This is a genomic window from Staphylococcus sp. GDX7P312P (assembly GCF_008385775.1).
Taxonomy (GTDB): domain Bacteria; phylum Bacillota; class Bacilli; order Staphylococcales; family Staphylococcaceae; genus Staphylococcus; species Staphylococcus haemolyticus.
Map to the genome: position 1 here is coordinate 1 of NZ_VUKI01000056.1, position 13,045 is coordinate 13,045.

At 32.0% G+C, this 13,045-nt stretch carries 12 protein-coding genes, 1 riboswitch and 1 other annotated feature; all 12 genes read right to left on the reverse strand.

Annotation, left to right across the window (positions count from 1 at the left end; translation table 11 throughout):
* Positions 1–168: 168 nt before the first annotated feature.
* Positions 169–1,431 (reverse strand): ATP-dependent Clp protease ATP-binding subunit ClpX, encoded by a 1,263-nt coding sequence (gene clpX / locus F1592_RS12635; protein ID WP_053016720.1) that lies wholly within the window; start codon positions 1,429–1,431, stop codon positions 169–171.
* A gap of 157 nt (positions 1,432–1,588) precedes the next feature.
* Entirely contained in the window at positions 1,589–2,893 is a 1,305-nt protein-coding gene (tig, locus tag F1592_RS12640) for a trigger factor (protein ID WP_149809711.1), read from the reverse strand.
* Between the two features lie 158 nt (positions 2,894–3,051).
* Positions 3,052–3,975 carry a hypothetical protein gene (locus tag F1592_RS12645; protein ID WP_053016722.1) on the reverse strand — a complete coding sequence of 308 codons (924 nt, stop codon included), beginning with the start codon at positions 3,973–3,975 and terminating at the stop codon, positions 3,052–3,054.
* Positions 3,976–3,987: 12 nt separating this feature from the next.
* Positions 3,988–4,596, reverse strand: coding sequence for an NUDIX domain-containing protein (locus F1592_RS12650; protein WP_149809710.1), 609 nt, complete (start codon positions 4,594–4,596; stop codon positions 3,988–3,990).
* A 150-nt stretch (positions 4,597–4,746) separates the two neighbouring features.
* A complete protein-coding gene (gene rplT, locus F1592_RS12655; RefSeq protein ID WP_011275545.1) occupies positions 4,747–5,103 on the reverse strand; it encodes a 50S ribosomal protein L20 in 357 nt (118 codons plus the stop codon).
* Between the two features lie 54 nt (positions 5,104–5,157).
* Positions 5,158–5,358 (reverse strand): 50S ribosomal protein L35, encoded by a 201-nt coding sequence (gene rpmI, locus F1592_RS12660; RefSeq protein ID WP_002448990.1) that lies wholly within the window; start codon positions 5,356–5,358, stop codon positions 5,158–5,160.
* A gap of 27 nt (positions 5,359–5,385) precedes the next feature.
* Positions 5,386–5,913 carry a translation initiation factor IF-3 gene (infC, locus tag F1592_RS12665; protein ID WP_029376631.1) on the reverse strand — a complete coding sequence of 176 codons (528 nt, stop codon included), beginning with the start codon at positions 5,911–5,913 and terminating at the stop codon, positions 5,386–5,388.
* A 22-nt stretch (positions 5,914–5,935) separates the two neighbouring features.
* Positions 5,936–6,063: a sequence feature (ribosomal protein L20 leader region), on the reverse strand.
* Between the two features lie 63 nt (positions 6,064–6,126).
* Positions 6,127–7,620: an amino acid permease gene (locus tag F1592_RS12670; RefSeq protein ID WP_149809709.1), complete on the reverse strand. Its 1,494-nt coding sequence runs from the start codon at positions 7,618–7,620 to the stop codon at positions 6,127–6,129.
* Between the two features lie 159 nt (positions 7,621–7,779).
* A riboswitch (Lysine riboswitch) is annotated at positions 7,780–7,955 on the reverse strand.
* 49 nt (positions 7,956–8,004) lie between these two features.
* Positions 8,005–9,942, reverse strand: coding sequence for a threonine--tRNA ligase (gene thrS / locus F1592_RS12675; protein WP_053016724.1), 1,938 nt, complete (start codon positions 9,940–9,942; stop codon positions 8,005–8,007).
* 320 nt (positions 9,943–10,262) lie between these two features.
* Positions 10,263–11,183: a primosomal protein DnaI gene (gene dnaI / locus F1592_RS12680; RefSeq protein ID WP_037536791.1), complete on the reverse strand. Its 921-nt coding sequence runs from the start codon at positions 11,181–11,183 to the stop codon at positions 10,263–10,265.
* The gene (gene dnaB, locus F1592_RS12685) at positions 11,184–12,569 is read right to left on the reverse strand and encodes a replicative helicase loading/DNA remodeling protein DnaB (RefSeq protein WP_053018216.1); all 1,386 of its coding nucleotides are present in this window, start codon (positions 12,567–12,569) and stop codon (positions 11,184–11,186) included.
* Positions 12,570–13,040: a transcriptional regulator NrdR gene (gene nrdR / locus F1592_RS12690; protein WP_011275538.1), complete on the reverse strand. Its 471-nt coding sequence runs from the start codon at positions 13,038–13,040 to the stop codon at positions 12,570–12,572. It lies immediately after the preceding gene.
* Positions 13,041–13,045: the final 5 nt, after the last annotated feature.

The window sequence follows — 13,045 nt, forward strand, 5'->3', positions numbered from 1 at the left end:
AGTCCAATTTATTATAGAGCCGCAATTTTTTAATTAAAAAAGGAGCAGAACAGAATTCAAATAGAATTCGATGTTCCACTCCAACTTTAATTGTTTATAGGATCTTAAAATTATTTCAACTGTTCGGCGCAATCTTTACAGAGCGTATTCAAACTTAAATAACTTGTATTATGCTGATGTTTTACTATCATTCAATAAGTTACCTTCAGAATCGTATAATTCTGGGTCAACTTCATCATTAATTGTTTTATCAGTAATAACAACTTTAGTTACGTCTTCTGATGAAGGAACATCATACATAATATCGATTAATGCTTCTTCAATGATAGAACGTAATCCACGTGCTCCTGTTTTACGCTCAATAGCTTTCTCACTTACCGCAGCTAATGCTTCTTCGGTAAATTCTAACTCAACATTATCAAGTTCTAACATTTTAGTATATTGTTTTACTAAAGCGTTCTTAGGTTGCGTTAAAATGTTTTTAAGCGCTTCTACATCTAATGTTTCTAAGTTAGCAACTATTGGCACACGACCAATAAACTCAGGAATTAAACCATATGATTGTAAGTCTTCTGGGCGAATTTGTTCTAACAATGCTTCCTCATCGTATTTATCCGCTTCATTACTTGCAAATCCAATCACTTTTTCTCCTAAGCGACGTTTAATTACTTCATCGATGCCATCAAACGCACCACCTAGAATGAATAAGATATTTGTTGTATCAATTTGTATTAATTCTTGGTTTGGATGTTTACGTCCACCTTGTGGAGGCACACTTGCAGTCGTACCCTCTAAAATTTTAAGTAAGGCTTGTTGAACACCTTCACCAGATACATCACGCGTAATTGATGTGTTTTCAGATTTTCTAGCAATCTTATCAATTTCATCAACATAGATAATGCCTTTTTCAGCTTTATCAATGTCGAAGTCAGCTGCTTGAATTAATCGTAATAAAATATTTTCTACATCGTCACCAACGTAACCTGCTTCAGTTAAACTTGTAGCATCTGCAATAGCAAATGGAACGTTTAAAGTTTTAGCTAATGTTTGTGCTAATAATGTTTTACCGCTACCAGTTGGTCCTATTAACGCAATATTACTTTTTTGTAACTCAACTTCATCTTCATTAGGTCCTAATTGTTGGATACGTTTATAGTGATTATAAACGGCAACTGCTAAAGATTTTTTAGCTTTTTCTTGACCAATAACATATTCATTTAAATGATCCATAATTTCTTTCGGTGTAGGCAGTTCAGTAAATTCTTCAGAAGTCGTTTGAGTTAACTCTTCTTCTACAATTTCTGAACATAGTTCGATACACTCATTACAGATATATACGCCACTTCCTGCGACTAATTTCTTAACTTGGTCTTGGTCCTTACCACAGAAAGAACATTTTAAATTTTCTTCATCTTCATTGAATTTAAACATTCATTTACACCTCTATTCTTAAACGACTATACTAGATAGCATTCTACAATGCAAATTCATGGTTAACAACTAAAATGCTTAAAACATAGAGTAGCAGGTTACATATATTGATGCACCTGCTACTTTAAATTTTAATTATTAATTTAACAATGAATTATTATTTATCTTCTTTAGTAGATTCAACGTATTTAGCATTGTCTCTAAGTAAGTCAATTACTTTTTGGATACGTACATCATTTTTAATAATGTCAGTATTACCTAAAGTATTTTTAATATCTTCAACTGAGATATTAAATTGTTTACTCATTTTTTCTAATTCTTTATCGATATCTTCATCAGTTGCTTCAATATTTTCTTTATCCGCAATAGCTGAAAGTGTTAAGTTTGTTTTAATGCGTTGTTCTGCATCATCTTTCATTTGTTCTCTTAATTGAGATTCATCTTGACCTGAAATTTGGAAGTAAGTTTGTAAATCTAATCCTTGTTGTTGGATTCTTTGACCAAATTCTTGAACCATACGATCTAATTCAGTGTCAATCATTGCTTGAGGAATATCGATTGTAGCATTATCAGTTGCTTTATTAATTGCTTCTTCTTTTTCAACATTTTCAGCTTCCTCAGCTTTTTGTTCTGATAAACGTTTGCGTAAGTTTTCTTTGTACTCATCAACACTGTGAGCATCTGAATCTAATTCATTTGCAATTTCATCATCTAATTCAGGTACTTCTTTATATTTAATTTCATTTACTTTAGTTTTGAAAGTAGCTTCTTTGCCAGCTAATTCTTCAGCGTGATATTCTTCAGGGAAAGTTACAACTACATCTTTTTCTTCACTTGTTTTAACGCCTACTAATTGATCTTCAAATCCAGGAATAAATGAGCCTGAGCCAATTTCAAGATCATAACCATCTGCTTGTCCACCTTCAAATTGCTCGCCATCAACATAGCCATCAAAGTCAATGTTTACTGTATCTCCATTTTCAACAGCACCATCTTCTTTAACTACCATATCAGCTAAGTGTCCTAGGCTGTGGTCAATTGCTTCTTGTAAATCTTCATCAGTTAATTCTGAATCTTGTTTTTCTATTTCTAAACCTTTGTAATCACCTAATTGAACTTCAGGTTCAACAGTTACAGTAGCTTCAAATTCAAAATCTTTACCTTTTTCAATTTGTGTAACATTAATTTCTGGTTGAGCTACTGGATTGATTCCAGTTTCATCAATAGCTTCACCATATGCTTCAGGTAATAGAATATCTACTGCATCTTGATATAATGCTTCTACACCGAAACGTTGTTCAAAGATAGGACGAGGCACTTTACCTTTACGGAAACCAGGCACGTTAATTTGTTTAACTACTTTTTTAAATGCTTGATCTAATGCTTTGTCTACTTTTTCTGCTGGAACTGTAACTTTTAATAATCCTTCGTTACCTTCCTTTTTTTCCCAAGTTGCTGTCATGTATAAATACCTCCATGATTACATTTTTATTTTTTCAACTTCCCTATTATAGCACACGTCCAATACGGACACAAACAGTCTTTTATAGGGCTTAAAACACTTTTAAAATTCAATAATCTAACTTTAACGAATTAATTTAACAATATAAAATAATTTGCTCAAAGTTGACCATCAAGACTATTAATAAAATTTAATATTTTTACATTATCTTCATTAGTTTGTATACCAATCATTGATTTAAAGTAAACATTATAACCAGTAATCCATTCATCACAAGTGTATAAATCGAATATATTAAGTGGATATAGTAATATAGCATGATTATTCATGGTATGTATTGCTTCATCAATGATATTGAGTGCTCCATTTTCTAGCTTATCAATTACTCGAGGAATTACTTGAGTTTTAAGTTCAGTATGTTCCAAACCATTAAGCTCATTAGGAATAACGTTAACTGAATAATTCATCTTGTTAATATTAATTGGTATATTGTAGCCAGCAAATCTTAAAAATTCTAGCATTAAACTTTTTAAATTGTCTGCCTCAACCTCATTAGATAATAAAAAGGCTATAGTTTCTTTAAATTCATAATGCCCATTATCAATTAATTTAAGAACTAATTGTATTTGTTCATTCAAATTGAGTGTATTAAATTTAGCCAATGATTGACTTGTGATATGTTTATCTTCATTGAGTTGAGATTGAGCATATTCTTTTAATGGAAATAACGCCATTCTTGTTTTATGACTTTGAACTTCGTCTATAATTTGATTGATAACATTTACAGACTCATAATACTGACCTAAGCCATTTAACGCCTTTATATAATATAACATTAACTCATCATACGCTTGAATGCCTCTTTTTAAAAGTACAATAGCTTCTTCTCTTAATTCCAAAAACGAATTCAAATGATATAACATATCACATTTAATTAAGGCTAATGTCTCATCTAGTTCAAATTGTGCTTCATAATCTTCAATTAATTGATATACTGTTTCGTAATGTTGACTGTTATGAGATGATTTAATATCTTTATACAATTTTTGTTGTAGTTTTGGAAAAGGGATGATGTCTGACATGTTGTATCCCTCCTATAAATCTTTTAAAATTAATGCACTCCATGTTTCAAATTCATCATAATTATCAATACGCTCTTTTTCTAACCATTGAATTTTTAATGTATCTGTTTCACGTACTTCAATATCATTTGAGTTAACTTTAATTTTAAAGACTACACCTATATGTACTTTACCCACATCGTTTGTATCATCATTTATAAAACCTATATATTCCAAATTCTGAGAATTAGCTTCTAATAAACCGACTTCTTCTTCTAGCTCTCTTTGAGCATTTACCCTTAAAACTTCGTTTACAGAATTTGCGCCAATCACATCATTCATGTGTCCACCTACACCGATAGAAGATTGACCATGTAGACGTGACTCTCCACCAGCACTTAATCTTTTGTATACTAATATTTCATTTTTCTCATTTTCTAAAAGACAATATGATATTAATTGTTTATATGAAGGATCTTCTTCCATATCTCCACGTCTTTTAACTTCATAATTAGAAAAAGTATTAAATATCGCTTCACCTTGTGGATCATTTTTAGTTAAAAAGCCATTAAAAGCATTTGACTCTTGTTCAAAAAGGATATCTCTTGGTACAACTATAATTTGCTCATCATATTTAGACATAGTGTTCTCCTTACAATAATTTCTTAATTAGCATTTTATCAAACTCAATCACCAAAGAACAAATAAAGGTGCATTAACGATTTATAATTTCAATTATTAATTATTTGAAAACAAAAAAAGATGACTTCAAAGTCATCTTTTATAAATCAATTATTTTAAAGCTTCTTTAGCTTTTGAAACTAACTCTGCGAAAGCTTTTTCATCTGAAATAGCAACTTCAGAAAGCATTTTACGGTTAATATTGATGTCAGCTTTTTTCAAGCCGTTCATTAATCTTGAATAGCTCATGTCATGTTGACGTGCAGCTGCGTTAATACGTGTAATCCATAATTTACGGAAATCACGTTTACGTTGACGACGGTCACGGAAAGCGTATTGACCTGATTTCATTACTTGTTGTTTTGCTACTTTATATAATGTGTGTTTAGCACCGAAGTAACCTTTAGCTAATTTAATCGTTTTTTTACGACGTGCTCTTGTTACTGTTCCACCTTTAACTCGTGGCATATTAAATTCCTCCTTAGATATAACAATTAATTATCGTACATTTATCAATTACAATTATTTTTTATAAGCTAATAATTGTTTTACTCGTTTCATATCGCTTTTAGAAACTAATTTAGCTTTACGTAATTTACGTTTTTGTTTAGTGTTTTTATTTGCAAATAAGTGTGATGTGAAAGCTCTTGAACGTTTTAATTGACCTGAACCAGTTCTTTTAACACGTTTAGCTGCTCCACGGTGAGTTTTCATTTTTGGCATGATTCATTTCCTCCTAATAATAGTGAATTATTTTTCGTTAATAGGCGCTAACATGATAAACATTTGACGCCCTTCCATTTTAGGTTTCTGTTCAACAGTGGCAATATCTTTACATTCGTCAGCGAATTTTTCTAATACGCGCTGACCAATTTCCTTATGAGTGATTGCACGACCTCTGAAACGAATAGAAACTTTACATTTATCGCCTTTAGATAAGAATTTACGACCATTTTTCAACTTAGTTTGGAAATCATGTTCCTCAATAGTTGGACTTAGGCGTATTTCTTTAACATTGATAACTTTTTGTTTCTTTTTCATTTCTTTTTCTTTTTTCTGCTGTTCGAATTTGTATTTACCATAATCCATAATTCTTGCAACAGGTGGTTTAGCATTTGGTGCTACAACTACTAAATCTAATTCAACACGTTCAGCCATTTCTAATGCTTCTCGTTTTGATTTAACACCAATTTGGTCACCATTTTGGCCAATTAAACGTAATTCTTTAGCGCGAATCTTTTCGTTAACTTGCGTTTGATCTTTTGCTATGGTTGACACCTCCCAAAATTTTACGAAATTTTCCAAGCAAAAAGAGCGGACATATTATGCCCGCTCTTCTCTCATACACATTTTATGTGTGACATGATTGACCTGCCAACTGCTTTAAGCGTCGCTACAGGTGAGAAACGGGTGTTTCTACTTGGTACGTTTCGTATTCAACGTTAATAATCATATCAGTGTATATCATATAAGTCAACTATTATTTTAATATTAGTGATGTTTTACTTCATCCATTGAAACATCTTGTCTTAAATCTACTTTATCTAATGGAATTATCTTCGTTTTATATCTCAATTTATGATAAATAAAGAATACTAAGAAAACTGGGATTCCCATATATGTGATAATGAAGCGATTTAAATCGAAATGACCTGTTTTAATAAAATCAACATCTTGCCCGATTATGACAATCACACAGAGCAAGCCTGCGAATATAGGACCGAATGGGAACCATTTAGCTTTATACTTCAATTCCCTTTTACTATGATGCTGTTTTTCGAAAGCTCTTCTAAATCTGTAGTGACTAATTGCAATACCTACCCATGCGATAAAGCCAGTCATACCACTAGCAGCGACTATATACTCATATGCATCACCACTTAGTTTTTGCACTAAGAAAATAATAACTACTAAAATCGCTGTTCCAACTAATGATAAATAAGGAACACCATATTTATTCGTTTTACCAAATGAATGGAAAGCTAATTTATCTTTACTCATTGAATAAAGCATTCGTGTTGAGGCATACATACCTGAATTACCTGCTGATAATACTGATGTTAAAATTACTGCATTCATAAATGATGCCGCAAAAGCTAACCCAGCATTTTTAAACACGAGTGTAAATGGAGAAGTAGCAATATTATCATCGCCACCCATCAATGCATTACTATCGTAAGGGATTAACATACCTATAACAAATATTGCTAATATGTAGAATAATAATATTCTCCAGAATACTTGTTTAATAGCTTTAGGTACAGCGCGTTCTGGATTTTCAGATTCTCCAGCTGTAATACCAATTAACTCTGTACCTTGGAATGAGAATCCAGCAACTAGGAAGACGCCTAGAATTGATAATAAACTTCCACCTAAGTTTCCACCTAGAATTGGTCCGTCACCTTTCGTAAATGTCTCGAAACCTACAAATTCTCCACCCATAATACCTAGTATCGTTAAAAGACCAATAATGATAAAGATAATGACTGTTACAACTTTGATTAAAGCGAACCAATATTCACTTTCACCATAAACTCTAACTGATAAAGAGTTTAGTGCGAATATAATAACTAAGAATATACAACTCCAAACCCATGCTGGAATACCAGCCATAGTTGTCCAATATTGGATGACTTGTGCAGCAATGGTTACATCTGCTGCAACTGTAATAACCCAGTTAAACCAATAGTTCCAACCTAACGCAAATCCTAAAGATGGATCTACAAAACGTGTTGCGTAAGTACTAAATGAACCAGACACTGGTAAATACGTTGCCATTTCACCTAAAGATGTCATGAGGAAGAATACCATAGCTCCAATAATCGCATATGCAATTAAAGCACCTAATGCCCCTGCATCGTGTATTGCTCCCCCAGAGGTCATAAATAATCCGGTACCGATACAACCACCCATTGCTATCATAGAAATATGGCGGTCCTTCAGTCCTCTTTTGATTCCATCATCTTGATTTTCGACTTTTTTCATAGAAGCTCCCTTTCTTACAGTAGAGGCTAACTAAAATAGTTTTGTTGTGTTATGCGATGATTATGAACGCATTCAAATTATACTTCCAAATAGTTTATAATTCTTTAAAGCATAAAAAAGTGGTTGCATACCTTTAGATATGCAACCATCTGCTTAATCTATGTCGGTAGCACATCACAAATTGTGACAGTACAGTTTCTATTCGATAACTGTCCCAACAAATGATAATTAAGGGTATCATTCATTTCGGCATCTTTACCTTCCACACTTTCAACATACGTTCCTTAATAACTTCTGAAGTGTTACTAATTAAAGACGCAACCTCTAACTCTTTTTTTAATTAACTATATAGTAATATACATTAAGCTATCATTTTTATCAAGACTATCTATGTTTTTTCAAACGAATTTCATCTACTAAATTCCAAATAAATTCATCTTTTTCAACTGTTTCTTGATCTTGAGAGCCGTATTTACGTACATTAACTTGATTGTTTTCAACTTCTTTATCACCAACAACTATTTGATAAGGTATTTTTTGCATTTGTGCTTCACGAATTTTGTACCCCATTTTTTCATTACGGTCATCAATTTCTACACGTACACCTTGTGATTTTAATTCATCTTGTAAATTTCTAGCATAGTCATAATGTAAGTCAACATTAACAGGTATTATTTCAACTTGTTTAGGTGCTAACCAAGTTGGGAATGCACCCTTAGTTTCTTCAGTTAAGAACGCTACAAATCGTTCCATAGTTGAAACTACGCCACGATGAATAACTACTGGACGATGATTTTCACCATCGCTACCGATGTATGTTAATTCAAAACGCTCTGGCAATAAGAAATCAATTTGAGCAGTTGATAAAGTTTCTTCTTTACCCATAGCAGTCTTAACTTGAACATCTAGTTTAGGACCATAGAATGCCGCTTCACCAATTGCTTCAACATATGGCAATCCCATTTCATCGACTGCTTCTTTTAACATAGTCTCAGCTTTGTTCCACATTTCATCATCATCCATATACTTCTCTTTATCTTCTGGATCTCTGTAACTTAATCTGAATGTGTAATCTTCAAAGCCAAAGTCACTATATACTTCTTGAATCATGTTAACAACACGTTTGAATTCATCTTTAATTTGATCAGGTCTAACAAATATGTGTGAATCGTTTAATGTCATTCCACGTACACGTTGTAATCCTGATACTGCACCACTGGCTTCATATCTGTGCATAGTTCCTAATTCTGCAATACGGATAGGTAGTTCACGATAAGAATGAGGGCGATTATTATAAACCATCATATGATGTGGACAGTTCATAGGTCGTAATACCATTTCTTCTGTTTCGTCTAATTTCATTGGTGGGAACATATCATCTCTATAATGATCCCAGTGTCCAGAAGTTTTGTATAACTCAACATTTGCTAACACTGGAGTATATACGTGGTCATAACCCATACTTACCTCTTTATCAACTATATAACGTTCAATTTCTCTACGAATTGTAGCTCCATTAGGTAACCATAATGGAAGACCTGCACCTACTAATTGATTGTTAGTGAAAAGCTCTAAATCTTTACCAATTCGACGATGATCACGCTCACGACGTTCTTCAAGCATCTCTAAATGTGCTTTCAAATCTTTTTTATCAAAGAATGCTGTACCATAAATACGCTGTAACATTTTGTTATTGCTATCCCCGCGCCAATATGCACCGGCAGTTGAAAGTAATTTAAATTCTTTGATTTTTGAAGTTGAAGGAACGTGTACACCACGACATAAATCAGTAAATTCACCTTGTGAATATAAAGTAACACTTTCATCTGCAGGTATAGCGTCAATTAATTCCAATTTATAAGGATCATCTTTGAAGAATGATTTAGCTTCTTCTCTTGATACAACTTTGCGTTCAATTTTATGATTTTCATCAACGATTTGTTTCATCGTTTTTTCAATTTTTTCAAAGTCATCTGACGAAACCTTTTCATCCATATCAAAATCATAATAGAACCCACCGTCTATAACAGGGCCAACTCCAAACTTAACATCCCCATATAAACGTTTTAAAGCTTGAGCCATTAAATGGGCAGTAGAATGACGTAAAACTTCAAGCGCTTCATCACTACCTGGAGTCACAATTTCAATTGAACCATCTTCTTCTAATGGTCTAGTTAAATCAACCATTTGATTATTAAATTTACCAGCAACCGCTTTTTTTCTTAATCCAGGGCTAATTGATTGTGCAATTTCTTCAGTTGTTACGCCTTTATCAAACGTTTTCGAATTACCATCTGGGAATTGAACATTTATTTGATCCATTATAAAACCTCCATAAATAAATTCTAATTTCAATTAAATTCTAATTTCGTTGAAATAAAAAAACTCGCCCCTAAAAAAGGGACGAGTTCGTCGTGGTACCACCCTAGTTATTTAGCAATAGCTAAATATCTCTACTTAAGATAACGGTCTTGAGCCGGGCATTGATTACCAACACCTAATGATGAAGGAGTAATAATTTAATTTGTTAGCTAATCTCTCATCATATATTAGCTCGCTGTATAACATGGATTAAATTATCATATCTTCAATTATTTCAACGATTAAGATTTATCTTAATTATACAATAGTTATTTTAAATTTCAATTGTTTCTTAAATTTTTACCATCCAAATAATATGGCGTTGATAAAGATTTAATTCTTTCAATAATTCTAGCAGCTTTTGTTTCTTCCGCACCTTCACGTGTAATAGATAAATGATGTTCTAGCTCATCAAAATTTAAATTCGATGAGAAAAACGTTGGTAGTTCTTGAACCATGCGATAGTGTAGTAATGGTCCAATTACTTCATCTCTAACCCAAGGTGTTACTTCTTCCGCACCTATATCGTCTATCATTAATATATTTGCCTCTCTTATTCGTTGTAACTTTGTTTCATAACTACCATCTCTGAAACCACTTTTGAGCGTGCGAATATACTCAGGTAAATAAACAATCGTAGAAGCAACACTTTTAGCTTTAAGTTGATTGGCAATTGCACCTAGAATAAATGATTTTCCTGTTCCAAATGGACCGTGAATATACATTCCTTTTACATTTTCTCCATTAACTAATTGTTTACAGATATCATTTACATTTTTAGCTATAACTAATCGGTTCAAATCAGTGTCATAAATATCTTTCATCTTAGCGTTTAATGTATCACGTTGCATATGGTGTGATGTGATTAAGTGAGAATTAAATCTTTCTTCATCGTGTTTAATTTTGCAAGGGCACATATTATAACGTATTTTAATTCTATTATTGTCGATATATAATTCAGGTACATGACCTTTAACAAAGTTCGGACAATTTTCATAATCATGTCCATCATAATTTTTTTGTTGATCTTTATACTCTTGTAACACATTTAAGTCATTATCAATGATTTCATTAGTCAATTCAGATTGATGTTCATTTAAAAATGATTTAACATCAGGATCATTAATGACTTGTTTTTTAATTTTAGCAATTCTTTTTTCTAAATCGCCATTTGATTTGATAATACTATTGAATGATTTCATTTAATCCTCCTCCCAATCGCGTTTTAGTTGTTCACGAAACGCAGCTCTTTCCTTTTCAAACTGTTCTTGTTCTTCTTTAGTCGTTTCTTTATCAGTATTTTCTTGACCTCTATTTTTTAACCATTTAGGTGTTTTTTCTCTAGATACAATCTCACGTGATTTTGAATAACGTTTTCTTGATTGACGTTGGTCATTACCTTTATATTCTGATTTTGGTTCATTTGCTTTTAACGCATAGTTATATGCTTCTTTTGCAGTCTTAATACCTAATTTTTTCCAATTAGATGCGATTTCTAAAATATATGTTTTAGGTAGTTTCATCTCATTTTTTAGCATTACAAATTGTAAAAGAATATTAATTACACCAAAGTTTAATTTTTCTCTTTCGACTAACTCTTCAATCATTTTCTTTTGTTGAAATGTTGGTTCTGATTCTGACCATGACGCCAACATATCTACTGGACTTGTTTCCTCTAACAATTGAAACCAATCATCATTTGAAGTGGGCTGACTTGAAGACACAGATTGATTGTTACTATTCACTTCATTTTGATTACTTGCCTTAGGCTCTAATTCAGGTAATTGTTGATTATGTTCAATTAAATAATACGAACGCGCATGCTTTCTCATTTCTTCGTATGATAATTGTTGATTACTAGTAATAGAATTCAATATAATTCGTTTCATAGCATCTTCTGTTAAACCATACAATGTAGCCAATTGAACAATTAAATCTCTAGCTTCTTTAGTTATAATTTCATCGCTAATAAAATGATGACGTAGCATTTCTTTTAAAATCTCAAAATCAAATGATACATTGGATAAATCTATACCATGATATGGTTTTTCTTTTTTAATTGATGAAGCATCAATAGTAACGCTTGAGTGTGGAATTTTAAAAACATCAGTAAACTTGCGAGTTACTTGTTGAAAACCACTTAAATCAAAATCATGCTTTTTAAAATAATTTTTTAAGCTTTTAAAACGTTGTTTATCGACTTGGTTATATAGATAAATTGATAACATAGGATCATTAAAAAATTGATAGGCAGTTGGTGGCTGTATCAATTCGTAAATAAAAAATGATTGTTGTTCATCATGCTTTACATATGTTTTAAATAGACCGATTGCTTCCAATAAATCCATATACTGTCTAAATTCTGATAAATTCATTTTCAATTCATTCATTATTGTGTAATGCGTTAGTGTGTCATCACTATTCACGAATTGATTCATAAAGTGATATGTACCTATCGCTTGCGCGCCAATTAATGGCATATACAATCTATTAAGTATTTCCAAATGATTATGATTAAATTGGAACTGACGATACACTTTAAAACCGTCATGTGGACTCAAACCATACTCATACGATTGTAAACTCATTTATAAATCACTCCGTTTATTATCGTTCAAGATACCTTGCATTGATGCTAACAATTGATCAACATCTTTAAACTCTTTATAAACTGAAGCAAATCTCACATAAGAAACTTGATCGACATGCATCAACAGGTTCATAACATGTTCACCAATATCTCGTGAAGATATTTCAGTTTGTCCGCTATCACGTAGCTGCCATTCAACTTTATTAGTAATATCTTCTAATTGTTGATAACGTACTGGTCTCTTTTCACAAGATCTAACAAGACCATTTAAAATTTTCTCTCTTAAAAATTGTTCTCGAGTTCCATCTTTTTTTACGACAATCAATGGACTTACTTCTATATGTTCGAACGTCGTAAATCGAGTACCACAATTTTCGCATTCTCTTCTTCTTCTAATTGCATTTGCATCATCCGCATGTCTAGAATCAACTACACGCGAATGTGTTGAACTACATTTTGGGCATTTCATATCTT

Excerpts from the sequence above, each read along its gene's own strand:
- clpX (WP_053016720.1), bottom strand. The coding sequence starts at position 1,431 with ATGTTTAAATTCAATGAAGATGAAGAAAATTTAAAATGTTCTTTCTGT.
- tig (WP_149809711.1), bottom strand. The coding sequence starts at position 2,893 with ATGACAGCAACTTGGGAAAAAAAGGAAGGTAACGAAGGATTATTAAAA.
- F1592_RS12645 (WP_053016722.1), bottom strand. The coding sequence starts at position 3,975 with ATGTCAGACATCATCCCTTTTCCAAAACTACAACAAAAATTGTATAAA.
- F1592_RS12650 (WP_149809710.1), bottom strand. The coding sequence starts at position 4,596 with ATGTCTAAATATGATGAGCAAATTATAGTTGTACCAAGAGATATCCTT.
- rplT (WP_011275545.1), bottom strand. The coding sequence starts at position 5,103 with ATGCCACGAGTTAAAGGTGGAACAGTAACAAGAGCACGTCGTAAAAAA.
- rpmI (WP_002448990.1), bottom strand. The coding sequence starts at position 5,358 with ATGCCAAAAATGAAAACTCACCGTGGAGCAGCTAAACGTGTTAAAAGA.
- F1592_RS12670 (WP_149809709.1), bottom strand. The coding sequence starts at position 7,620 with ATGAAAAAAGTCGAAAATCAAGATGATGGAATCAAAAGAGGACTGAAG.
- thrS (WP_053016724.1), bottom strand. The coding sequence starts at position 9,942 with ATGGATCAAATAAATGTTCAATTCCCAGATGGTAATTCGAAAACGTTT.
- dnaI (WP_037536791.1), bottom strand. The coding sequence starts at position 11,183 with ATGAAATCATTCAATAGTATTATCAAATCAAATGGCGATTTAGAAAAA.
- dnaB (WP_053018216.1), bottom strand. The coding sequence starts at position 12,569 with ATGAGTTTACAATCGTATGAGTATGGTTTGAGTCCACATGACGGTTTT.
- nrdR (WP_011275538.1), bottom strand. The coding sequence starts at position 13,040 with ATGAAATGCCCAAAATGTAGTTCAACACATTCGCGTGTAGTTGATTCT.